Source organism: Nocardiopsis sp. iso_237 (genome assembly GCF_056173345.1).
In genome coordinates, this window is sequence record NZ_CM149669.1 from 1,609,298 (window position 1) to 1,631,663 (window position 22,366).

Sequence of the window (22,366 nt, forward strand, 5' to 3'; positions counted from 1 at the left end):
GTGTTGTCCGCGTCCATCGGTGCCCGCCCCTCGGCGGAACCAGCCTCCGCGAACCGGGCCGTGCCCCCACACAGCGCCCCCTCCGCCGACCCCAGACCCGGCCTCCGACGCGACCGTGAACGCACCGGTGTGCCGTACCACGACCAGGAGTGACCCCCGCGGTGAGCGGGCGTGCCGAGCCTAGAGGATCAATGAACCCCACACCGACCGCCAGGACCACCCGACTGCTGCGATCCACCGTGCAGCGCATCGTCGCGGTGCTCCGGCGCAAGGTGCTCTTCCGCTATCGCCTCGTCCTCATCACCCTGGTCGCCATCGCCGTGGGCATCGGCGTGGGCGCCGTGTGGGGCCCCACCGGCTGGTTCCCGCCCAGCTCCACCATCCTCACCGTCCTGGCCGGCGGGCTGCTGCTCAAGCGCAAGAGCCTCGCCTTCCTGCTCGGGGTCGTCGTCGCCGTCCTGCTGTTCGTGGCCTTCATGCTCGACTTCGGCCAGGTCGGACCCGGCCTGGTGGTCACCATCGGCGTCACCGCGGTCCTGTCCTACCTGCTCTCCGGCGTGCGCGAACGCCTGGGCGTCCAGGGTCTCAGCGGCGAGATGATGCTGCTGGACCTGCGCGACCGCCTGCGTGACCAGGGCAAGCTCCCGCAGGTCCCCTCCGGCTGGGGGCGCACCGCCGTCCTGCGCCAGGCGGGCGGCTCCTCGTTCGGCGGTGACTTCGTCGTCTCCATCCGCCGCGAGCACCGGCTCGACATCGCCGTCGTCGACGTCTCCGGCAAGGGCGTGGACGCCGGGACCCGCGCCCTCATGCTCTCGGGCGCGTTCAGCGGACTCATCGGCGCCGTCCCCGCGGGCGACTTCCTCGCGCACTGCAACGACTACCTCATGCGCAACAGCGGTGGCGAGGGGTTCGTGACCGCCGTCCACCTCAGCGTGGACACCGAGACCGGCGAGTACCAGGTCACCTCCGCCGGGCACCCGCCCGCCCTGCACTTCGACAGCGGCGGCGGCGTGTGGAGCACGACGGAGGCCAAGGGCGTGGTCCTGGGCGTCATCCCCGAGATGACCTACACCTCAGTCCCGGGCAAGCTCCGTCCCGGCGACGCCATCATGCTGTGCACCGACGGCCTCATCGAGACCCCCGGCGAGGACCTCGACGCGGGCATCGACCGCCTCCTCGGAGCCGCCGACACGCTGGTCACCCAGGGGTTCGCCACCGGCGCGGGCGAGGTCGTGGACACCCTCAGCAAGGACAAGAACGACGACTGCGCCCTCGTGGTCCTCTGGCGCACCTGACCCGGACCCGCTCCGCCACCGGCAGGGGATGAGTCGCACGAGCCGTTCCTGACGGTAGGGTCGACATGTTCCCCGACCCCGGTACGAGGTCTTCGTACCCGTTCACGGACCACCGTGCCCGCCCTCTCCGCCCCCTGGGCGCCGACGCCCGCACGGACCACCACACCAGTGACGAGGGGCCGGACCGGGTCCCCAGGACCCGGACTCACCGGATTTTCGCGGCCCCGCGGGCGTGCCCGCCGGGCGATGGAGACGCAAGGGGGTGCTTCGCATGGACGGCGAGCGCGCTGAAGAACTCACAGATCTGGTCGAGAACAACGACCTGACCGGGATCAGGCTCTGGTTGGCCGAACACAGGCCCCACGAGATCGCGGACGAACTCGCCCGCATGTCCAGCGGCGAGGCGATCATCCCCTTCCGCCTCCTGGACAAGGACCGCGAGCTGGAGGTCTTCGAGGAGCTGGACCCGGGCCAACAGCAGGCCATCCTCCTCGGCCTGCGCGGCACGGACTTCCACGACATCCTGGAGGAGATGGACCCGGACGACCGGGCCCGCCTCATCGGGGAGGCCCCGGCCAAGATCGCCACCCGGGCCCTGGCCGGGCTGAGCCCCGCCGAACGCAAGATGACCGCCGCGCTCCTGGGCTACCCCGAGGACTCCGTCGGCCGGTACATGACACCGGAGACGGTCATCCTGCACCGGGACCTCACCGTGGGCCGCGCCCTGGAGGTGGTGCGCGCCAAAGGAGCCGACGCCGAGACCATCTACACCCTGCCGGTGGTCAGCGACGGCCGCCGACTGGTCGGCACCATCACCCTGAGCGACCTCGTCGTCAGCGACGACGACCGCCTCCTCAAGGACCTGGTGGACGTCCTGGCGCCCCGGGTGGGCGTCAGCGAACCGGTCGAGGACGCCGCCCGACTCATCCAGGAGGCCAACCTGGTCTCCCTCCCGGTGGTGGACTCCGAGGACCGCTTCGTCGGCCTGTTCACCTTCGACGACGCCCTGGAGGTCATCGAGGCGGCCGACTCCGAGGACATGGCCCGCCAGTCCGGCGCCAGCCCCATCGACGACCACTACGTGTCCGTCGGGGTGCTGCGCCTGGTCGGCGCCCGCTCGGTGTGGCTGATGCTGCTCATCGTCGCCGCGACCCTGACCGTCAACGTCATGCAGGTCTACGAGGCCACCCTGGAGGAGGTCACGGCCCTGGCGATGTTCGTGCCGATGCTCATCGGCACGGGCGGGAACGTGGGCGCCCAGTCGGCGACGGCGATCGTGCGCGCCCTCGCGGTCGGTGAGGTGCGGGTGCGCGACCTCCCGGCGGTGATCTGGAAGGAGAGCCGGGTCGGACTGCTCCTGGGTGTCATGCTCGCGGGGATAGCCCTGGCCATCGGGTCGCTCCTGGTCGGGTTCGACGTCGCGGTGGTGGTCGCCCTCTCGGTGATCGCCATCTGCACCTGGGCGGCGATCATCGGTTCCGCGATGCCCCTGCTCGCCCGCAAGGTCGGGGTGGACCCCGCCGTGGTCTCCTCCCCGATGGTCGCCACCCTCGTGGACGCCACCGGGCTGCTCATCTACTTCTCGGTGGCGCGTATGGTGCTGGGACTGTGACACGGTGCGGGCGTTCCGCTTGAAGTCCGCGTGAATCGGGTATCGCACCACCAGGCAGGACGCTTCTAGGGGGATTCCATGTCCGATACCGGAGGTACGTTCGACCGGCTCAAGAAGGCGGTCAACGACCACGCCGACAAGGCCGAGGGTGTCGTCGGGAAGGTGGCCGACGCCGCGAAGAAGGCGACCGGCGGCAGCCACGACGACAAGATCGACAAGGGAGCCGGGGCCGCCACCGACTACCTGCGCAAGCGCGCGCAGGAGAACAAGAAGGACAAGGGTCAGGAGTAGGCGCGGGGGCTCCGACCCGGGGCGCGGGGCGGACGCGGCAGGCCCACAATGGGGCATGGCCTCCTCCGCTCCGCGCCCCCTTCCCGTCGTGCTCGCCCGGCTCCGCATGCCCCTGATGTGGGCGGCGATGGCCGCGCTCCTGGCCGGTTACCTCGGCCTGTCCTGGTGGGTCGGCGGGACGCTGCTGGTGGTGGCCCTCGCCGTGCACCTGCGGCTGGGCACCCCCAAGTGCGCGCCGCGTGTGCTGGCCCCGCCGGTGCGCGGCCGTTGGATGCCGCTGACCAGCCCCGTGGACGCCGTCCCGAGCCAGGGCACGCACGCCTACGGGCAGACCCACGCGCTCGGGCTGGTCGTCGAGGACGGCACCCGCCCCGACATCGGCTGGCGCCCGCTCAGCCGCCCTCCGGAGGACTTCCCGGCCTTCGGGGCCGCCGTGTACGCGCCGGCGGAGGGCACCGTGGTCCGGGTGCACGATCGCCAGCGGGACCACCGCAGCCGCAACTCCTGGCCGTGGCTGCTGGGCACCGTCGTCGAGAACACCCTGCGCGAGCTGCGCGGACCCTCGGGCCTGATCGGCAACCACGTGGTCATCGACATCGGCGGCGCCCACGTGCTCCTCGGCCACCTGCGGAGGGGTTCCGTCACGGTGGCGCCGGGGGAGAGGGTGGTGCCCGGCCAGCCGATCGCCGCGTGCGGGAGTTCGGGGGCCTGCACCGAACCGCAGGTGCGGATACAGCTGATGGACCTGGCGCACCCGCTCTTCGCCGCCGGGCTGCCCATGGTCTGGGGACGCGGCTGGAAGGTGGGCGACCCGGGGTTCGAGGGGCTCCCGGAGACCTGGCGGCCGGTGGAGGTGACCGGACCCGACCACGTCTGCGCCGGTCAGGTCGGTGTCGCGGCGGAATATCCTGAACTGAGGTAAGGCAAGCCTAACGAGGGGGTGCGGTGAGCGCGATCGACGGTGCGCCCTGCAAGCTCACGGTCTGCCGGGGCTGCTGCTGCGGCACGCGCAAGAAGGTGCCCGGGGTCGACCACAAGGCGCAGCTCGCCCGCCTCAGCGCCATTGACGACCACGCGGCCCGCCGTGTCCCGGTTCGCACCAGCAAGTGCCTCGGCATCTGTTTCCAGGCCAACGTCGTCGTGGTCCAGCCCTCGCGTGAGGGCCGCGCCGCCGGCGGGCGCCCCGTCTGGCTGGGGCGGATGACCGAGGACCGCCTCCTGGAGGAGCTCGACGACTGGATCTTCGACGGCGGCCCCGGCATCGCTCCGCTTCCCGCCGCGCTGGAGGAGCACGTGACCTCCAAGGACGCCAAGAAGCCGAAGAAGTCGAAGAAGCGGAAGAAGTCCAGGGAGTCCGGGCCCGGGTCCGCCAAGAAGGACAAGAAAAGCAAGAAGGACAAGAAGGACAAGAAGCGGGCGAAGAAGGCCGAAAAGAAGAAGAAGGAGAAGGCCGGGAAGAAGGCCGGGAAGAAGGCCGGGAAGGCGTGAGGGTGCGGCTCCGCCGTCCTCCCGGCGGAGCCGCACCCCGTACCCCTAGCCCGACTGGGACGCGAACTGGGTGCGGTACAGCGCCGTGTACAGCCCTCCCGCCTCCAGCAGCTCCTCGTGCGTCCCGCGCTCCAGGACGCGGCCGTCCTCCAGCACCAGGATCTGGTCCGCCTCCCGGACCGTGGCCAGCCGGTGCGCGATCACCAGCGAGGTGCGGCCCTCCAGGGCCACCGCCAGCGCCTCCTGCACCGCCGCCTCCGACTCGGAGTCCAGGTGGGCGGTGGCCTCGTCCAGGACCACCACGGACGGCGCCTTCAACAGCAGCCGCGCGATCGCCAGGCGCTGCTTCTCCCCGCCGGAGAGGCGGTACCCCCGGTCCCCGACCATCGTGTCGAGCCCGTTGGGCAGCTGGTCCAGGAGCGCGCCCAGCCGCGCCATCCGCAGCGCCTCCTCCAGCTCCGCGTCGGTCGCCTCCGGCCGTGCGTAGCGCAGGTTGGCGCCCACCGTGTCGTGGAAGAGCTGCGCGTCCTGCGTCACCACCCCCACGGCCTCCCTGAGGGAGTCACCGGTGGTCTCCCGGAGGTCGAGGCCCCCGATCCGCACCGCTCCCTCCCTCGGGTCGTACAGCCGCGAGACCAGGTGCGTCAGGGTGGACTTGCCCGCCCCTGACGGTCCCACCAGGGCCACCATCTGTCCGGGCTCGGCGCGGAAGGAGATCTCGCTCAGCACCTGGGTGTCGTCGGCCGCCTCGGCCTGCGGGGTCAGCTCCAGGGACGCCACCGAGGTCTCCGAGGCGCCCGGGTAGCGGAAGGACACCCGGTCGAACTCCACGCTCAGCGGTCCCGCGGGCAGCGGCTCCGCGTCCGGGCTCTCCTTGATCTGCGGCTCCAGGTCCAGCACCTCGAAGACCCGGTCGAAGGAGACCAGGGCCGTCATGATCTCCACGTGCACGTTGGACAGCGTGGTGATCGGCCCGTAGAGCCTGGCCAGCAGGGTGGTCAGCGCCACCAGGGTGCCCACCTCGAACGAGCCGTCCACCGCGAGCACGCCGCCCACGCCGTAGACCATCGCCATGGCCAGCGCCGTGATGGTGGCCAGCATGGTGAACAGCAGACCGCCGATCACCGACTGGCGCACCCCGAGGTCCCGGACGCGCGCCGCCCGGTCGGAGAAGGCGCGGGACTCCTCGTCGGGGCGGCCGTAGAGCTTGACCAGCATGGCCCCGCCCACGTTGAAGCGCTCGGTCATCAGCGAGCTCATCGAGGCGTTGTTGTCCATCGCGTCACGGGAGATGTTCGCGAGCCTGCGGCCAAGGAGCTTCGCGGGGACGATGAACAGCGGTACCAGGACCAGCGCCAGCAGGGTCACCTGCCAGGAGAGCGCCAGCATCGTGATGAGCACCGCCACGACGCTGATCAGGTTGGAGACCACCGACTGGAGCACCGAGGTGATGGCGCGCTGCGCGCCGACCACGTCCGTGTTCAACCGACTGATCAGCGACCCGGTCTGGGTCCGTGTGAAGAAGGAGATCGGCATCCGCTGCACGTGGGAGAACACCTGGGTGCGCAGCAGGTAGATGACGCCCTCACCGATCCTGGAGGACAGCCACCGGCCGGTCAGGGTGATGACGCCCTCCACGAGCGCCAGCACCGCCGCCGCGACCGCCAGCCAGACGACCACGGACGTGTTCCCCGGGAGGATGCCCTGGTCGATGATGGCCCGCAGCAGCAGCGGGTTGGCCACGACCACGGCCGCGCCCACCGCGGTCACCGCGAGGAAGAGCAGGATCTGCCGCCAGTGCGGTGTCGCGTAGGACATCACGCGCCTGGTGAGCCCCGGGGGCAGTTCCTGCCCCCGCGCGCTTCCGTCGTTGACCAGTGCCCTGTAGGAGGGCCTCCCTGACATCATCCGCAGCCTCGTTTCCGTTCACCACTCGCCACCCAAGCCTCAACGCCCGAGGGAGGGCGCTGCTTCCCAGGTCCGGTGTGGGATCGCCGAGGGATTTCGCGGGAATGCGGGGCCGTCAGAGGGACGAGGCGAGGCGGCCGAGCGCGGCGGTCGTCGAACGACCGGGGGTGAACGGCAGTTCCCAGGTCTGTGCCCCCAGGGCGTCGGCGCCCCGGATCTTGGCCTGGGTGTAGCGGTCCCCGGCGGTGAAGGCCAGGGCGGCGGGGGAGAGGGGGCGGAGCAGTTCGGCGTAGGCCGCCCAGTCCGCCACGGAGGGCGGGCCCTCGATCACGAAGGACCCGGCCACACATCCCAGGGCGGCGATGGTCTCGGACCGTTCCGCGTCGGGGTTGACCGGTCGTCCCGGACCCTTCCAGGCGCGCACGCGCTCGTCGGACTCGATCCCCACCACGAGGGGCAGGCCGCGTGCCGCGATGGACTGGAGGAAGCGCACGTGCCCGACGTGGAGGACGTCGAAGACCCCGGTCACCACGACCGGTCGCTCCAGCGGCTCCGGTCGTTGGAACCACAGCAGGCGGAGCGGCGTCGCCTGCTCGCCCGTGCCGTCCGTGTCCGTCATCTGGCCCCCGTTCCACCGAACCCGAGTGGCGCCCGTTCCAGGTCGCGCCGACGGGTCCGCCCGAAAGGTCAACGTACCCGTTCGAGCCAGGTATTCCGCCTCGTGGACCGGTGAAACCGAACAGAGTTCTGCCAGTGTGCGCTAATCACCGAGAACCACGACGGCGGGGAGTGAGTCCCATCACGTGAACGAGAAGGCGAGAGGAGAGGTGTCGATGACGTGGGTGGTCGTGGTCGAACGGCTGGACGCGGTCGTCCGGGGAAGGTTCACCGGGACGCGCGAGCTGAGCACGGAGGAGTTCACTGATCGTTCGGAGGCTCGGGAGAAGGCCCTGCGCCTCACCGCGGAGTTCGAGCCCGAGCGCCGCTCGCGTGAGCAGGAACGTCGCGCCTACCGGATATCTGCCGATGAGTACCTCGTGGAGACGGTGGGAGTCCTCAGCAAGTGGCACTTTCGCGTCACCGTCGCCGAACGGATCGTGCCCGGCAGCGGTGATCCCTACGTAGAGGCGGGGGCCCAAGCCGAGCGGGCCGAGAGGCCGTTTCCGGGCATTGACCTGTGAGCTGTCGGGTCGTCTGCGGGGTGCTGCGGGGGTCGTCCCCCGGGTGAGACGGCGAAACGAGCTGGTGCCGACAGGCACGCAGCTCGCTTCGAGTGGAGCGGGCGACGAGAATCGAACTCGCATGACCAGCTTGGAAGGCTGGGGTTCTACCATTGAACTACGCCCGCGTGGCATCGGAGCCCCTGAGTTTCCTCTAGACTCGTGGAGCCGACGGAGACAAGAGTACAGTCTCTGGGGCGTTGGTCGCACACCCGTTTTCGGTGAGGTGTGTCCGCGCCGGGTGACGGGGTGTAGCGCAGCTTGGTTAGCGCGCATGCTTTGGGAGCATGAGGCCGCGGGTTCGAATCCCGCCACCCCGACGAAACCGTCCACGGCGGTTCGGCCTACGGGCCGTGCGCCGTGGCCCCCTGTCTGTCTGCCCTAGACTTGGTGCGATCAGCAGGAAACTGTAAGTCCCAGCCCGTCGCAGGGCACCCCGAGGAACGTGGTCATCACCGACCGGGGGTGCGCGCGTGCATTCGCCGTTCGTGTGGTGCGCCTGCGGGCCGACGCGGACACCAGCCGGCAAACCTAGGAGTACCGCCCCGTGAAGACCGATGTCGAGGAGCTCAGCCCGACCCGGGTCAAGCTGACCATCGAGGTGCCCTTCGAGGAGCTCGAGCACGCTTTCGACGTGACCTACAAGTCGCTCGCCAAGCAGGTTCGGATCAAGGGCTTCCGCCCGGGCAAGGCACCGGCGCGTCTGATCGACCGCTACGTCGGCCGTGGCGCGGTGATCAGCGAAGCGGTCAACCACGCCGTTCCGGAGCTCTACAACGAAGCCATCCAGAAGGAGGAGATCTTCGCGCTCGGCCAGCCCGACGTGGAGGTCACCAAGCTGGAGGACAACGACGAGCTCGCCTTCACCGCCGAGGTCGACATCCGACCCAAGTTCGAGGTGAAGGACTACAAGGGCATCGAGGTGACCGTCGACAACGCGACCGTCACCGACGAGCAGGTCGACGAGCAGATCGGCACCCTGCGCGAGCGCTTCTCCACCCTCGTTGGCGCCGACCGTCCCGTCGAGGACGGTGACCACCTCTCCATCGACCTGGTCGCCGCCATCGACGGTGAGAAGCTCGAGGACGTCGCCGTCAGCGGCTACTCCTACGAGGTCGGCACCAACACCATGCTGGAGGGCCTCGACGAGACCCTGCGCGGCATGGAGTCCGGTGGCGAGGCCACCTTCAAGACCACCCTCGTCGGTGGTGAGCACGAGGGCAAGGAGGCGGACGTCACCGTCACCGTGCACTCGGTGAAGGTGAAGGAGCTGCCCGAGCTGGACGACGAGTTCGCCCAGCTGGCCTCCGAGTTCGACACCATCGACGAGCTGCGTGACGACGTGCGCAAGCGCATGGCCGACGTCCGTCGCATGCAGCAGCTGTCCGCCGCCCGTGACAAGGCGCTGGAGAAGCTGATCGAGTCCGTCGAGATCCCGCTGCCCGACGCGGTCGTCGACGAGGAGATCACCCGCCGTCGCCAGAGCCTTGAGCAGCAGCTCGCCCAGAGCGGTCTGACCAAGGAGGCCTACCTCGAGTCGCAGGAGAAGACCGAGGAGGAGTTCGAGGAGGAGCTGAAGACCGGCGCCAACTCGGCGGTCAAGGCCGGTTTCATCCTCGACCAGCTGGCCCTCCAGGAGGACCTCAGCGCCGACCAGGGTGAGCTCAGCCAGTACGTGTTCGAGCAGGCCCAGCGCATGGGCGTCAGCCCGGACCAGCTGGCCCAGCACCTGGTCGAGTCGAACCAGATCCGCGTCGCCTTCACCGAGGTCGTCCGCGGCAAGGCCATGGACGTCGTCCTGGCCGGTGCCAAGGTGACCGACGAGGACGGCAACGTCGTCGAGCAGGAGATCGTCGAGGCCACCGACGACCAGGCCCTGGCCGAGGCCGTCAAGGCCGCCGCCGCTGCCTCCGCCGAGGTCTCCGAGGCCGACCAGGCCGAGGAGAAGGCCGAGGCCGACGAGGACGCCGACAAGGCCGACTCCAAGTAGTCCGAGGCTTCACGGCGCCGCGAGGCACCATGGCTCTCATGGGGCCCTGGCCGACCCGTTTCGGGACGGCCGGGGCCCTTTCCCTTCCGCTCCCGGCACGTTGTTCGCTGTCAGGAGAAAGGGTGTGTTCCCGACCGGCCCCACCCTGCGCTCAAAGCGAACAGGGACGGTATCCGGACGAGCCTGGCGTCTGTCGGCGTTAGTGTCGCTGTATCGCAACCGTTTCGATTCCGGAGCAGGTGACGAGAGTGCCGCCGACCTTTGATGAGTCCCAGCGATTCGACGCTCGTACGTCGGATCAGCAGCTTTCCCCTTTTATTGAGCAGACGCCTCAGCGCCTGTTGCGCCAGCGAATCGTGTTCCTCGGCCAGCAGGTCGACGATGACATCGCCAACCGCCTCGTCGGTGAGCTCCTGCTGCTGTCCGCGGAGGACCGCCAGCGGGACATCACGATGTACATCAACTCGCCGGGTGGTTCCGTGACGGCGGGTATGGCGATCTACGACGTCATGCAGTACATCCCCAACGACGTGCGCACCGTGGGTATCGGTATGGCCGCGTCGATGGGCCAGATGCTCCTGTGCGCCGGTGCGCCCGGCAAGCGTTACGCGCTGCCGCACACCCGCGTCATGATGCACCAGCCGTCCGGTGGCATCGGGGGCACCGCCTCCGACATCCGGATCCTGGCTGACCAGCTGCTCTACGTGAAGAAGATGTTCATCCAGAAGATCTCCGAGCACACCGGGCAGTCGGTCGAACAGATCGAGAAGGACGCCGACCGGGACCGCTGGTTCACGGCTCAGGAGGCCAAGGAGTACGGCTTCATCGACGAGGTGCTCGAGGGCACGCTCGACGTGACCAGCTGACAGTCCTGAGCTGACCTGGCTCAGTCCATGAATCGGCGCAGTGCGTGGAAGGCGTGAAATGACCGAGTTCAACCCCAGTCTCATCGGCGGCGCGGCCTCGATGGCTCCCCAGAGCCGCTACGTCCTGCCGTCCTACGTGGAGCGTACGTCGTACGGCGTCAAGGAGATGAATCCGTACAACAAGCTCTTCGAAGAGCGGATCATCTTCGTCGGCGTCCAGATCGACGACACTTCGGCCAACGATCTGATGGCCCAGCTCATCACCCTTGAGCAGCTCGACTCCGAGCGGGACATCCAGATGTACATCAACTCGCCGGGCGGTTCCTTCACCTCCCTCATGGCGATCTACGACACCATGCAGTTCGTGCGCCCCGACATCCAGACGGTGTGCATCGGACAGGCCGCGTCGGCCGCCGCGATCCTGCTGGCGGGCGGCACCAAGGGCAAGCGTGGTGCCCTGCCCAACGCCCGGATGATGATCCACCAGCCCGCGACCGAGGGTATGCACGGTCAGGCCAGCGACATCGAGATCCAGGCCAACGAGATCACCCGTATCCGTACGCAGCTGGAGACCACTCTGGCCAAGCACACGGGTCGCTCCCACGAGCAGGTCTCGAAGGACATCGAGCGGGACAAGATCCTCACCGCCGAGGAGGCCGTGGAGTACGGTCTCATCGACTTCGTCCTGCCCTACCGCAAGGCCTCCCTGAAGTAACGGGGACAACGGCGGCCGTTCCTCCCCGGCCGGGGCGTCTCGCGAGAGCGAGCTCCGCCCCGGCGGGGGGAATCCGGCGCCACGAAGTACTCACCGGTCCGGTTTCTGACCCGCCTGGGACAGCCCGGTGGTGAAGCCGGTCCGGTTTTTCGCTTAGTCTGGCGGAGAGCGACGCACAGATCGCCCCGTTCGTGGCTGGCCGGTCGCGAACGAACACGGGAGTCGAGTCCTTCCGTCCGTTCGGCGCCGAGTACGCCCGGAACGGGGCGGCCTTAGTTTTGAGGAGTGGCTGGGTGGCACGCATCGGCGACGGCGGGGACCTGCTGAAGTGCTCATTCTGCGGTAAGAGCCAGAAGCAGGTGAAGAAGCTCATCGCTGGCCCCGGCGTCTACATCTGCGATGAGTGCATCGATCTGTGCAACGAGATCATCGAAGAGGAACTCGCCGACGCCACCGAGCTCACGTGGGACTCGCTTCCCAAGCCCCGGGAGATCTTCGACTTCCTGGACTCGTACGTGATCGGTCAGGAGCAGGCGAAGAAGGCCCTCTCCGTGGCGGTGTACAACCACTACAAGAGAGTGCGCTCGGAGACCGACCGTCCCGGTGACGAGGACGTCGAGATCGCCAAGTCGAACATCCTCCTGCTGGGGCCGACCGGTTCGGGCAAGACCCTGCTGGCGCAGACCCTGGCCAAGATCCTCAACGTCCCCTTCGCCATCGCGGACGCGACCGCCCTCACCGAGGCGGGCTACGTGGGCGAGGACGTCGAGAACATCCTGCTGAAGCTGATCCAGGCCGCTGACTACGACGTCAAGAAGGCCGAGACCGGCATCATCTACATCGACGAGGTCGACAAGGTCGCCCGCAAGAGCGAGAACCCGTCGATCACGCGCGACGTCTCCGGTGAGGGCGTCCAGCAGGCGCTGCTGAAGATCCTGGAGGGGACCACCGCGAGCGTGCCCCCGCAGGGCGGCCGCAAGCACCCGCACCAGGAGTTCATCCAGATCGACACCACCAACGTGCTGTTCATCTGCGGTGGCGCCTTCGCGGGGCTGGAGAAGATCATCGAGTCCCGCACCGGGCAGCAGGGCATGGGCTTCAACGCCGTGCTGCGGCCCAAGAGCGAGATGGCCGGGACCGCGCTGTTCGGTGAGGTCATGCCGGAGGACCTGCTCAAGTTCGGGATGATCCCGGAGTTCATCGGCCGTCTGCCGGTGATCACCAGCGTGCACAACCTGGACAAGGTCGCGCTGATCCAGATCCTCACCGAGCCCCGCAACGCCCTGGTGAAGCAGTACCAGCGGCTGTTCGAGCTGGACAACGTCGAGCTGGAGTTCACCCAGGACGCCCTGGAGGCCATCGCGGAGCAGGGCATCATCCGGGGGACCGGTGCCCGTGGGCTGCGCGCCATCATCGAGGAGGTCCTGCTCTCGGTGATGTACGAGGTGCCCAGCCGGGAGGACGTCGGCCAAGTGATCATCACCCGCGAGTCGGTGGAGCAGCACGTGAACCCGACGATCGTGCCGCGCGCCCAGCTGGAGGCGGACGAGGACGGCCGCCAGGAGAAGTCGGCCTGACCGGCGGCCCGGCCGCTCGTTTGAGCGGCTGAGGCCGCGCGACAGGGCCGCTGAGAGCTCAGGGGCGCCTTCCCCACGGGGAGGGCGCCCCTTCTCGTGTCCCGGCGGCACCGGACGCCGTCCGGCGCCGCACGGTCACTCCCCGCCTTCGAGGACCCCCTCCATGCGGGCGATCTCGGTGTTCTGCTCGGCGATGAGGTCGTTGGCCATCCGCAGGACCTCCTGGTCCCTGCCCTCGGCCATGGCCTCCTCCGCCATGGTGACCGCGCCCTCGTGGTGGGCGGTCATGAGTTCCACGAAGAGCTGGTCGAACGCGTCGCCGTCGGCGTCGGCCAGGCGGCCCATGTCCTCGTCGGAGACCATGCCCTCCATGTCGTCGTGGTCGACCTGGAGATCGCAGGCGACCACGTCGTCGTCGCTGGAGTGGTGGGTGCCGTCGCCCTCCAGGCCGCAGAAGTTCTGGTGGGCCGGGTTCTCCCGGGCGGGGCCGAAGACGTTCACCTCCAGCCAGCTCTCCATGGCGGTGATCTCGGGGCCCTGGGCGGCGGCGATGCGGTCCGCGATGCGCTCGATGCCGTCGCGCTCGTAGCGGTCCGCGACCAGGTCGGTCATCTCCAGGGCCTGCCGGTGGTGCTCGATCATCTTCACCAGGTAGGTGACGTCGGCTTCGTTGTGTCCCTGTTCCTCGGCCAGGGCGGCGATCTGGTCGGCGGTGGCGGGCGTCGAGGCCTCGCCGGGTGCGCCGGGGGCGATGACGTTGGCGGACTGCTGCGCCTCGTCACCGGAACAGGCCGAGACTCCGAGCAGCACGAGGGCGGTTCCGGCTGCGAGTGCCAGGCGACGCACGAGGTCTCCTCCAGGGGTGGGGGTCGGTGGGCCGGTTGCCCATCGGTGTCGGCTGACCCGACGTCCTGCGGGTTTTCTACTCACTCGAAGGGTGTTTTGTCCAGTGTCGGGGCTGTGTCGTCGGGGCCGTGTCCCTTTCGCGAGGCTCCCCGAGGTGCCCGTTCGCGGCGTTTCGTCTGGCTTGTACACGCAGAGGGGAGTACAACCCATTGTAGTCGAATGACTTCTTTGGGTGGTTTCGGGGGTGGGTCGTATGGCTTCGGCAACGGGACGGCGTCACGGGGCGGTCGCGCTCGCCGTGGTCGCGGCGGCCGGTCTCACGGTTCCGGGCGCCAGCGCGGACGACGGCGTGACCACCGGCGGGGGAGTGGAGCACCTGGCCAACGTGCCCAAACCCGAGGCGCTGAACGGGACGCCCAACTCGGACCTCGCCTTCACCGGTGACTACGCGATCGGCGGCAACTACAACGGTTTCGTCGTCTACGACATCTCCGAACCGGAGTCGCCCGCCATCGTCTCCGAGGTGGTGTGCCCCGGCGGCCAGGGCGACGTCTCCGTCAGCGGCGACCTGCTGTACTTCTCGGTGGACTACCCCCGGGCCAACGACGAGTGCGGGGCCCCGTCCGTCCCGGCCACCGACGCGGACGGCTTCGAGGGGCTGCGGATCTTCGACATCTCGGACAAGTCGAACCCGCAGTACGTGGCGGCCGTGGCCACCGACTGCGGTTCGCACACCAACACCCTGGTGCCGGGCGCGGACGGGCGCAGCGACGTGGTGTACGTGTCCTCGTACTCGCCCTCGGAGGCCTTCCCGAACTGCCAGCCGCCGCACGACAAGATCGGCGTCATCGAGGTGCCGCACGAGGCCCCGGAGAAGGCCGCGCTGGTCAACGAGCCGGTGTTGTTCCCGGACGGGGGCCACAGCACCACCACGGGCTGCCACGACATCACCGCCTACCCGGCACGGGGCCTGGCGGCCGCGGCCTGCCTGGGCGACGGCCTGCTGCTGGACATCACGGACCCGCTCCGGCCGGAGGTGGTGGAGCGCGTCCAGGACGAGAACTTCGCCTTCTGGCACTCCGCGACCTTCACCAACGACGCGCGGAACGTGGTCTTCACCGACGAACTCGGCTCGGGTTCCGCCGCGACCTGCAACGAGAGGACCGGTCCGGAGCGCGGGGCCAACGCCGTGCACTCGTTGGACACGTCGGGGGAGAGCCCTGAACTGGAATTTCGGAGTTACTACAAATTGCCCCGCCATCAGACCGATACCGAGAACTGTGTGGCGCACAACGGTTCGCTGATCCCGGTCCCGGGTGAGGACTACTTCGTGCAGTCCTGGTACCAGGGCGGAGTGTCGGTCATCGACCTCACCGACCCCGACCAGCCCGTCGAGGTGGGCCACTTCGACCGGGGCCCGCTCGACCCCGGGCAGCTGCGTACGGCCGGGTCCTGGTCCGCGTACTACTACAACGGGCACGTCTACTCGTCCGACATGGAGCGGGGTCTGGACGTCCTCAGGCTCACCGACCCCCGGTTCGCTGGGGCGGAGTCCGCGGTGCTGGACGAGTTCAACCCGCAGTCGCAGCCGGAGCTCCCGAACGGATGACGGACCGGGTGCGGCGGCGGTGGCCGCCGCGCCCGGAACCGGCCCGGTCTGGACACGGTGCGTAGGGGGATCGGGTCGGCTCGACACGGTGTAAACAACCATGTTTCTTTTGTTTCCCTCTATACATATTGATGTTGAACTGTGTACGTTCTTCCTGTTTCGCTCCATTAGGAATCAGGAGTACGCATGGCGTCGTCCCCCGTCCCCCCACGCCCAGGACGCCCGCGGTTCCGTCGCGGCTCCACGGGTCTCGCTCTGGCCGGTGCCACCGCCCTGACCTTGGGCCTCCTCGGCCCCGCCGCCGCCTCGGCGGACCAGATCCCCTTCGAGAGCGACGCCGAGACCAGCGCGAACGTCACTCACGTGACCAACGTCCCGAAGTCCGAGGCCATGGGTGACTACAACACCGACCTGGCCTTCACCGGTGACTACGCGATCGGCGGCAACTACAACGGTTTCGTCGTCTACGACATCTCCGAACCGGAGTCCCCGACGGTCGTCTCCGAGGTGCTGTGCCCCGGCGGTCAGGGCGACGTCTCCGTCAGCGGCGACCTCCTGTACTTCTCCGTGGACTACCCCCGCGCCAACGACGAGTGCGGCGCCCCCTCCGTCCCCACCACGGACCCGAACGGCTTCGAGGGCATCCGCGTCTTCGACATCTCGGACAAGGCCAACCCCGCCTACGTCGCCGCCGTGGCCACCGACTGCGGCTCGCACACCAACACCCTGGTGCCCGGCAAGGACGGCGAGCACGACTACGTGTACGTGTCCTCGTACTCGCCCTCGGCCAACTTCCCCAACTGCCAGCCGCCGCACGACAAGATCTCGGTGATCGAGATCCCCGTGGACAACCCCTCCGAGGCCGCGCTGGTCAACGAGCCGGTGCTGTTCCCGGACGGCGGCAACCGCAGCACCACCGGCTGCCACGACATCACCGCGTACCCGGAGCTCGACCTCGCCGCCGGGGCCTGCATGGGCGACGGCATCCTGATGGACATCTCCGACCCCGCTCACCCGGTGGTCACCGACGTCGTCCAGGATGACAACTTCGCCTTCTGGCACTCCGCGACCTTCACCAACGACGCGGGCACCGTGATCTTCACCGACGAGCTCGGCGGCGGTGGCGGAGCCATCTGCACCGAGGACTACGGGGTGGAACGCGGCGCCAACGCCATCTACACCGTCGGCGGCGAGGACGGGGCTCCGGAGCTCGACTTTGAGAGCTACTACAAGATCCCGCGCACCCAGAGCGACACCGAGAACTGCGTGGCGCACAACGGATCGCTGATCCCGGTCCCGGGCCAGGACTTCTTCGTGCAGTCGTGGTACCAGGGCGGCGTCTCGGTGATCGACTTCAACGACCCGACCGCCCCCCGCGAGATCGGCTACTTTGACCGGGCCCCGATCGACGAGGACAACCTCGTCCTGGGCGGCTCGTGGTCCGCGTACTACTACAACGGCTACGTCTACTCCTCCGACATCACCCGAGGCCTCGACGTGATCCGACTCGACGACCCGCGCCTGCGCTCCGCCGCGCGCGTCACCTACGACGAGTTCAACCCGCAGTCGCAGCCGAGCTACCGACCGGGCCGCTGACGCGCGCCACGACCTCTCCCGGTGGCTCCTCCTGGGGAGTCAGGGCAAACGGGAGAGAACGGGGCCGTGGCCCGACGGCCACGGCCCCGCCGCGTCCCGCCCCCTCAGCCCCCCGTCCCCCAACCGATCTGGAGAAACCATGCCCGCAGCTCCCCCGTCACGGGCCGGTCGCGGCCTGCGCGGCGCGACGGCCGTCGCGCTGACCGCGGCGGCGACCCTGTTCGCCGGGCTCCTCGGCCCGGCGGCGGCGTACGCCGACACCCCGCCCTCCGACAGCGTCACCAGTGACAACGTCGAGCACCTGGCCAACGTCCCCAAGCCGGAGGCGGTCAGCAACACCAACTCGGACCTGGCCTTCACCGGCGACTACGTCATCGGTGGCAACTACGACGGCTTCGTGATCTACGACGTCGCGGACCCCGCCGACCCGAAGATCGTCTCCGAGGTGCTGTGCCCCGGCGGCCAGGGCGACGTCTCCGTCAGCGGTGACCTCCTGTACTTCGCGGTGGACTACCCCCGAGCGAACGACGAGTGCGGCGCCCCCTCGGTGCCGGTCACGGACCCGAACGGGTTCGAGGGCGTCCGGATCTTCGACATCTCGGACAAGACCAACCCGCAGTACGTCTCGGCCGTGCGCACCGACTGCGGTTCGCACACCCTGACCCTCGTACCCGGCGCGGACCCCTCGACCGAGCTGGTCTACGTCTCGTCCTACGCGCCCTCGTCCACGTTCCCGAACTGCCAGCCGCCGCACGACAAGATCGCCGTCATCGAGGTCCCGCTGGACGACCCGGGGTCGGCCGCGATCGTCAACGAGCCGGTGCTGTTCCCGGACGGCGGCAACCACGACCAGCCCGGTCTGCTCCGACCCACCGAGGGCTGCCACGACATCACGGTCTACCCGTCCAAGGACCTCGCCGCCGGTGCCTGCATGGGCGACGGCATCATCATGGACATCTCCGACCCGGCCGACCCGGTCGTGACCGAGGTGGTCCAGGACGAGAACTTCGCGTTCTGGCACTCCGCGACCTTCACCAACAACGCCGAGGCCGTCCTGTTCACCGACGAGCTCGGCGGCGGCGGCGCGGCCACCTGCACCGAGGAGATCGGTCCCGAGCGGGGCGCCAACGCGATCTACGCCCTGGACGAGACCGCTGACGGCGGGCACAGCCTGGAGTTCGCGAGCTACTTCAAGATCGACCGCCACCAGGGCGACCAGCAGTCCTGTGTCGCGCACAACGGGTCGCTCATCCCCGTTCCGGGGAAGAACTACTTCGTGCAGTCCTGGTACCAGGGCGGCATCTCGATCATCGACTTCAACGACCTCAGCAACCCCCGCGAGATCGGCTACTTCGACCCCGACGACCGGATCGACCCCGACATCGAGAACGGCAGCACCTGGTCCGCGTACTACTACAACGGCCACGTCTACTCCTCGGACATGCGCCGCGGCCTGGACGTCCTCAAGCTCACCGACCCGCGTCTGCGCGCGGCCGAGCGGGTGACCTACGAGGAGTTCAACCCGCAGACCCAGCCGGTCTACCGCCCCGGGCGGTAACCGGCCACGACGCACCGGGGTGCCGCGCGAGCCACGCGCGGCACCCCCGCGTGCTGTCACCCATCCCCGAACCCCCACCAGGAAAGGCCGACCCATGCGCTCCTCCACGCGCCGTGTCGCCGCACTAGCGACGGCAGCGGCCGCGACGCTGTTCGCCGGGCTCCTCGGCCCGGCGTCCGCGTACGCCGACACCCCGCCCTCGGACCAGATCTCCAGCGACAACGTCGAGCACGTCGCGAACGTCCCCAAGCCCGACGCGATCAGCAACACCAACTCGGACCTGGCCTTCACCGGCGACTACGCCATCGGCGGCAACTACGACGGCTTCGTCATCTACGACATCTCCGAGCCCGAGGACCCGACGATCGTCTCCGAGGTCCTGTGCCCCGGCGGCCAGGGCGACGTGGCGGTCAGCGGCGACCTCCTGTACTTCGCCGTGGACTACCCCCGGGCCAACGACGAGTGCGGCGCCCCCTCCGTGCCGGTCACCGACCCCGACGGGTTCGAGGGCGTCCGGATCTTCGACATCTCGGACAAGGCCAACCCGCAGTACGTCTCCGCGGTCCGCACCGACTGCGGGTCGCACACCCTCACCCTCGTGCCCGGGGACGAGGAGCGCGAGTTCGTGTACGTGTCCTCGTACTCGCCCTCGGCCAGCTTCCCGAACTGCCAGCCGCCGCACGACAAGATCGGCGTCATCGAGGTGCCGCTCGACGCTCCTGCGGAGGCGTCCCTGGTCAACGAGCCGGTGCTGTTCCCGGACGGCGGCCACCGCACGACCACCGGCTGCCACGACATCACGGTCTTCCCGTCCAAGGACATCGCCGCTGGCGCCTGCATGGGTGACGGCATCCTGATGGACATCTCGGACCCGGCCGCCCCGGTGGTCACCGAGGTGGTCCAGGACGAGAACTTCGCCTTCTGGCACTCCGCGACCTTCACCAACGACGCCCGGACGGTGCTGTTCACGGACGAGCTCGGCGGCGGGGGAGCGCCCACGTGCACCGAGGAGATCGGTCCCGAGCGCGGCGCGAACGCCATCTACACGCTCGGCGGTGAGGGCGCCGACTCCTCGCTGGAGTTCGCGAGCTACTTCAAGATCGACCGCCACCAGGGCGACCAGGTGTGCGTGGCGCACAACGGCTCGCTCATCCCGGTCCCCGGACAGGACTACTTCGTGCAGTCCTGGTACCAGGGCGGCATCTCGGTGATCGACTTCAACGACCCGACCAACCCGCGCGAGATCGGCTACTTCGACGCCGACGACCGGATCGACCCCGACGTCCAGAACAACGACACGTGGTCGACGTACTACTACAACGGCTACGTGTACTCGTCCGACATCGACCGTGGCCTGGACGTCCTCAAGCTCACCGACCCGCGCCTGCGCGCGGCGGAGCGCGTCACCTATGAGGAGTTCAACCCGCAGACCCAGCCGGTCTTCCGCCCCGGGAGGTAGATGGGCGGTGATCGTGTGCGGGGCCGGGGGCAGGTTCCCCGGCCCCGCCTCAGTCGAAGAGGTCCTCCGGCCGGTCCACTGTGACGGCTGCGGGGACCCACTTCCGCAGGGACGTCAGGTCGGTGCAGTCATTGACTCGTTTCCGTACGTCGTCGGAGACGGTGAATCCGCGTGCCTCCAAGACGGAGACGACGCTGCGTGCCGCCTGGGCGGCCCGGCCTTCCTCGCGCCCCTCTTCCCGCCCCTCCTCGCGTCCTTCCTGGCGTCCCTCTTCGCGTCCTTCCTCGCGGCCGATGCCGACGTACTTGCGGGCGAAGTCGCTCTGCCACTCGTAGGTCTCCACAGCCATCAAGCCCTCCAGCTCCTCCCGAGCGGCCTCGTTGAGGCCGGACAGCACATAGTCATAGTAGAACGCCCGATTTCGCTCGGGTGTGGAATCCAGGGCCTCCACCACGGCACGCAGGGTGCGCGGATCCGAGTTCCCGTGCGCGTGGGCGGACAGGACGGCCAGCTCCGGAAGCTCACGAGCCTGTTCGTCACGCGCGATCACCGGCATCCTGCTCGGACCGATGGTCAGCGGGGCGAGGTCGAATCCGGGGTGCCCGGTGCGGATCGGGGCGGCGCACCAGCTCGCCAGGGAGTCCGTGGGACACAGCACCACCAGCAGCGTCGGGCACTCCAGTCGTGTGTGGAGGTTGACCAGATAGGCGGGCCAGGTCAGGCGTTTCTCCTTGTCACGGCCGTTCTGGCGCTCGACCACCACCGCCATGACGTTCCGAGGCCCGTCACGAAGGAGGACCGCGCCGTCGGCGTTGAGCTCCCTGGGATCGCAGTTGGTCAGGGCCGTGTTGGTGTTGACCACCTCGGTGTGGCGGGGGATCTCGAAACCCAGGGCCCGCACCAGTACAGGCGCCAGCGCGGGTTGGTTCTGCACGAGCCGCAGGGGGATCTCGTGCTCTCGTGTGGGCATACGGCTCCTCGGAGTTGAGGGTCCGAAGCGCGTGACGAATCACGGCATGGGACGACCAAGGGTGACCAAGGACGATGCTGCCGTGATGTGGGGTTATGCGGGACGCGGGTCGAAGAGGCGGTCGGTGGGGGCGTCCAGGACCTCCAGCACGCGGCCGGTGAAGTAGACCGTGCCCAGGGCCAGGACGCGTCGGCCCAGGGCGGTGACCGAGGTGGGGGAGAGGTCCTCGGCGCGGACGCGGTTCCAGTGGGCGGGGAGGGCGTGCTCGAAGCGCAGGTGCTCCTCGGGCAGGCGCACGGCGGTCACCCGGACGCCCCGGAGGGCGTCGACCGCTCCGGACACGTCCTTGTGGTCGGGCAGGCACAGCAGGACGTGGTCCACGCCGCCCCACAGGTCGCGGGCGTGCGACAGCGCGGCGGTCACGCCGACGCGGTCGATGGCGGAGTCCACCACGACCTCGGTGGTCGAGCCGGGCACGGTGTGCCTCGAAAGCCGCGCGGGCAGGTTCACGGTCCCCAGCACCTCGTGGAGACGGGCGGGGGGAGCGGGCGGCGTGTCCAGCAGGTCCAGCATGCGGGTGGCGGCGGCGGTGCCCAGCACGCCGTTGGCCGCGGACAGGCCCCGGGGGCGTAGGTGCGCGGGCGGTTCGGTCGCGGTGGTCGGGTCCACGACCTCGGGGGAGAGCCGTCCCCGGGTCACCTCGGTGAGGGTCCGGGTCACGGCGGGGGCCGCGTCGGGGCCCTGGGGCAGCGTCACCAGGGCCCTGGTGCGTTCCGGGTGGACCACGAGGGTCTTCTCACGCGCGATCTCCGCCACGGTGTCACCGAGGACCCCCACGTGCTCCGCGAAGACCATGCCCAGCGCCACCACCTCCGGGCCCAGCAGGCGGAGTTCGTCGCGGTGCCCTCCCATCCCCGCCTCCAGGACGCAGACGTCGGCGCCGACCGCCTGGGCGCGCAGCAGCCCGGCCACCAGGAACAGTCCGCTCGGCGCCAGATACCCCTCGTGGTCAGGCAGGGTCCGCCGGGCGTCCTCCACGGTGCGGCCGAGGTCACGGAGTTGGTCGTCGGTCACGGACACGCCGTCCACCCGGACCCGTTCGCGGTAGCCCCGGAAGCTCGGGCCCGTCACCAGGACGGTCCGCAGCCCGGCGGCGGACAGCGTCGCCGCCGCGTAGGTGGCCGTGCTGCCCTTGCCCTTGGACCCCACCACCCCGAGCACGGGAACCGGAGGCAGGTCCAGCGTGGAGAGGAGCGCGGACGCGCGGTCCAGGCCGCGCGCCTGTCCTGGGCGGCGTCCCGCCCACTCGGAGAAGAACGGTTCGACGATCGGGTCAGGGCTGGGCATGCCCCCAAGTATGGTCCCC

The 22,366-nt window shown here is 69.2% G+C and carries 19 protein-coding genes and 2 tRNA genes; 15 read left to right on the forward strand and 6 right to left on the reverse strand.

The genetic code is table 11. The features are described 5' to 3' along the window. Window positions 1-191: 191 nt before the first annotated feature. The 5 genes from AC0VYM_RS07305 (at window position 192) to AC0VYM_RS07325 (ending at window position 4,686) form a co-directional block, all read left to right on the forward strand. Complete coding sequence (locus AC0VYM_RS07305) at window positions 192-1,295, forward strand: PP2C family protein-serine/threonine phosphatase (RefSeq protein ID WP_475460404.1); 1,104 nt, start codon at window positions 192-194, stop codon at window positions 1,293-1,295. 271 nt (window positions 1,296-1,566) lie between these two features. Then, on the forward strand, window positions 1,567-2,907 hold the full coding sequence (mgtE, locus tag AC0VYM_RS07310; RefSeq protein WP_475460406.1) for a magnesium transporter: 1,341 nt from the start codon (window positions 1,567-1,569) through the stop codon (window positions 2,905-2,907). Between the two features lie 78 nt (window positions 2,908-2,985). Beyond that, window positions 2,986-3,198, forward strand: a complete 213-nt coding sequence (locus AC0VYM_RS07315; RefSeq protein WP_475460408.1) for an antitoxin — start codon at window positions 2,986-2,988, stop codon at window positions 3,196-3,198. 55 nt (window positions 3,199-3,253) lie between these two features. Next, complete coding sequence (locus AC0VYM_RS07320; RefSeq protein ID WP_475460410.1) at window positions 3,254-4,120, forward strand: M23 family metallopeptidase; 867 nt, start codon at window positions 3,254-3,256, stop codon at window positions 4,118-4,120. A gap of 23 nt (window positions 4,121-4,143) precedes the next feature. Further along, window positions 4,144-4,686 carry a (2Fe-2S) ferredoxin domain-containing protein gene (locus AC0VYM_RS07325; protein WP_475460412.1) on the forward strand — a complete coding sequence of 181 codons (543 nt, stop codon included), beginning with the start codon at window positions 4,144-4,146 and terminating at the stop codon, window positions 4,684-4,686. A gap of 45 nt (window positions 4,687-4,731) precedes the next feature. Here the strand turns inward: AC0VYM_RS07325 and AC0VYM_RS07330 are convergent, their stop codons facing one another. Continuing rightward, window positions 4,732-6,594: an ABC transporter ATP-binding protein gene (locus tag AC0VYM_RS07330; protein ID WP_475460414.1), complete on the reverse strand. Its 1,863-nt coding sequence runs from the start codon at window positions 6,592-6,594 to the stop codon at window positions 4,732-4,734. Window positions 6,595-6,709: 115 nt separating this feature from the next. Beyond that, on the reverse strand, window positions 6,710-7,213 hold the full coding sequence (locus tag AC0VYM_RS07335; RefSeq protein WP_017545189.1) for an adenylyltransferase/cytidyltransferase family protein: 504 nt from the start codon (window positions 7,211-7,213) through the stop codon (window positions 6,710-6,712). 184 nt (window positions 7,214-7,397) lie between these two features. On the opposite strand from AC0VYM_RS07335, the gene AC0VYM_RS07340 reads away from it, so the two are divergent. Beyond that, window positions 7,398-7,775, forward strand: coding sequence for a hypothetical protein (locus AC0VYM_RS07340; protein WP_475460416.1), 378 nt, complete (start codon window positions 7,398-7,400; stop codon window positions 7,773-7,775). A gap of 93 nt (window positions 7,776-7,868) precedes the next feature. Here the strand turns inward: AC0VYM_RS07340 and AC0VYM_RS07345 are convergent. After that, window positions 7,869-7,942, reverse strand: a tRNA-Gly gene (locus tag AC0VYM_RS07345). Between the two features lie 117 nt (window positions 7,943-8,059). Between AC0VYM_RS07345 and AC0VYM_RS07350 the strand changes: the two genes are divergently transcribed. From AC0VYM_RS07350 to clpX, 5 genes are all read left to right on the forward strand, one after another. Further along, a tRNA-Pro gene (locus AC0VYM_RS07350) sits at window positions 8,060-8,134 on the forward strand. 227 nt (window positions 8,135-8,361) lie between these two features. Then, window positions 8,362-9,804, forward strand: coding sequence for a trigger factor (gene tig / locus AC0VYM_RS07355; RefSeq protein ID WP_475460418.1), 1,443 nt, complete (start codon window positions 8,362-8,364; stop codon window positions 9,802-9,804). A 317-nt stretch (window positions 9,805-10,121) separates the two neighbouring features. Then, entirely contained in the window at window positions 10,122-10,670 is a 549-nt protein-coding gene (locus tag AC0VYM_RS07360) for a ClpP family protease (protein ID WP_082206236.1), read from the forward strand. A 58-nt stretch (window positions 10,671-10,728) separates the two neighbouring features. After that, the gene (locus tag AC0VYM_RS07365) at window positions 10,729-11,385 is read left to right on the forward strand and encodes an ATP-dependent Clp protease proteolytic subunit (RefSeq protein ID WP_017545193.1); all 657 of its coding nucleotides are present in this window, start codon (window positions 10,729-10,731) and stop codon (window positions 11,383-11,385) included. A gap of 293 nt (window positions 11,386-11,678) precedes the next feature. Next, window positions 11,679-12,962, forward strand: coding sequence for an ATP-dependent Clp protease ATP-binding subunit ClpX (clpX, locus tag AC0VYM_RS07370; RefSeq protein WP_475460420.1), 1,284 nt, complete (start codon window positions 11,679-11,681; stop codon window positions 12,960-12,962). Window positions 12,963-13,097: 135 nt separating this feature from the next. Here clpX and AC0VYM_RS07375 read toward each other — a convergent pair whose 3' ends face one another. Beyond that, complete coding sequence (locus AC0VYM_RS07375) at window positions 13,098-13,808, reverse strand: DUF305 domain-containing protein (protein ID WP_475460422.1); 711 nt, start codon at window positions 13,806-13,808, stop codon at window positions 13,098-13,100. A 253-nt stretch (window positions 13,809-14,061) separates the two neighbouring features. Here AC0VYM_RS07375 and AC0VYM_RS07380 point away from each other — a divergent pair, with 253 nt between their 5' ends. The 4 genes from AC0VYM_RS07380 (at window position 14,062) to AC0VYM_RS07395 (ending at window position 20,030) form a co-directional block, all read left to right on the forward strand. Further along, window positions 14,062-15,417 carry an LVIVD repeat-containing protein gene (locus AC0VYM_RS07380; protein ID WP_475460424.1) on the forward strand — a complete coding sequence of 452 codons (1,356 nt, stop codon included), beginning with the start codon at window positions 14,062-14,064 and terminating at the stop codon, window positions 15,415-15,417. A gap of 186 nt (window positions 15,418-15,603) precedes the next feature. Continuing rightward, window positions 15,604-17,013, forward strand: coding sequence for an LVIVD repeat-containing protein (locus AC0VYM_RS07385; protein ID WP_475460425.1), 1,410 nt, complete (start codon window positions 15,604-15,606; stop codon window positions 17,011-17,013). A gap of 139 nt (window positions 17,014-17,152) precedes the next feature. Then, on the forward strand, window positions 17,153-18,571 hold the full coding sequence (locus AC0VYM_RS07390; RefSeq protein WP_475460427.1) for an LVIVD repeat-containing protein: 1,419 nt from the start codon (window positions 17,153-17,155) through the stop codon (window positions 18,569-18,571). 94 nt (window positions 18,572-18,665) lie between these two features. Then, on the forward strand, window positions 18,666-20,030 hold the full coding sequence (locus tag AC0VYM_RS07395; protein WP_475460429.1) for an LVIVD repeat-containing protein: 1,365 nt from the start codon (window positions 18,666-18,668) through the stop codon (window positions 20,028-20,030). Between the two features lie 49 nt (window positions 20,031-20,079). On the opposite strand, the gene AC0VYM_RS07400 is transcribed toward AC0VYM_RS07395, so the two are convergent. Both AC0VYM_RS07400 and AC0VYM_RS07405 read right to left on the reverse strand, forming a co-directional pair. Then, window positions 20,080-21,000 (reverse strand): hypothetical protein, encoded by a 921-nt coding sequence (locus AC0VYM_RS07400; protein WP_475460431.1) that lies wholly within the window; start codon window positions 20,998-21,000, stop codon window positions 20,080-20,082. A gap of 93 nt (window positions 21,001-21,093) precedes the next feature. Next, window positions 21,094-22,347: a folylpolyglutamate synthase/dihydrofolate synthase family protein gene (locus AC0VYM_RS07405; protein ID WP_475460433.1), complete on the reverse strand. Its 1,254-nt coding sequence runs from the start codon at window positions 22,345-22,347 to the stop codon at window positions 21,094-21,096. Window positions 22,348-22,366: the final 19 nt, after the last annotated feature.

Excerpts from the sequence above, each read along its gene's own strand:
- AC0VYM_RS07385 (WP_475460425.1), top strand. The coding sequence starts at position 15,604 with ATGGCGTCGTCCCCCGTCCCCCCACGCCCAGGACGCCCGCGGTTCCGT.
- AC0VYM_RS07335 (WP_017545189.1), bottom strand. The coding sequence starts at position 7,213 with ATGACGGACACGGACGGCACGGGCGAGCAGGCGACGCCGCTCCGCCTG.
- AC0VYM_RS07390 (WP_475460427.1), top strand. The coding sequence starts at position 17,153 with ATGCCCGCAGCTCCCCCGTCACGGGCCGGTCGCGGCCTGCGCGGCGCG.
- AC0VYM_RS07405 (WP_475460433.1), bottom strand. The coding sequence starts at position 22,347 with ATGCCCAGCCCTGACCCGATCGTCGAACCGTTCTTCTCCGAGTGGGCG.
- AC0VYM_RS07380 (WP_475460424.1), top strand. The coding sequence starts at position 14,062 with ATGGCTTCGGCAACGGGACGGCGTCACGGGGCGGTCGCGCTCGCCGTG.
- AC0VYM_RS07315 (WP_475460408.1), top strand. The coding sequence starts at position 2,986 with ATGTCCGATACCGGAGGTACGTTCGACCGGCTCAAGAAGGCGGTCAAC.
- AC0VYM_RS07395 (WP_475460429.1), top strand. The coding sequence starts at position 18,666 with ATGCGCTCCTCCACGCGCCGTGTCGCCGCACTAGCGACGGCAGCGGCC.
- AC0VYM_RS07305 (WP_475460404.1), top strand. The coding sequence starts at position 192 with ATGAACCCCACACCGACCGCCAGGACCACCCGACTGCTGCGATCCACC.
- AC0VYM_RS07400 (WP_475460431.1), bottom strand. The coding sequence starts at position 21,000 with ATGCCCACACGAGAGCACGAGATCCCCCTGCGGCTCGTGCAGAACCAA.
- AC0VYM_RS07330 (WP_475460414.1), bottom strand. The coding sequence starts at position 6,594 with ATGATGTCAGGGAGGCCCTCCTACAGGGCACTGGTCAACGACGGAAGC.
- AC0VYM_RS07320 (WP_475460410.1), top strand. The coding sequence starts at position 3,254 with ATGGCCTCCTCCGCTCCGCGCCCCCTTCCCGTCGTGCTCGCCCGGCTC.
- mgtE (WP_475460406.1), top strand. The coding sequence starts at position 1,567 with ATGGACGGCGAGCGCGCTGAAGAACTCACAGATCTGGTCGAGAACAAC.
- AC0VYM_RS07365 (WP_017545193.1), top strand. The coding sequence starts at position 10,729 with ATGACCGAGTTCAACCCCAGTCTCATCGGCGGCGCGGCCTCGATGGCT.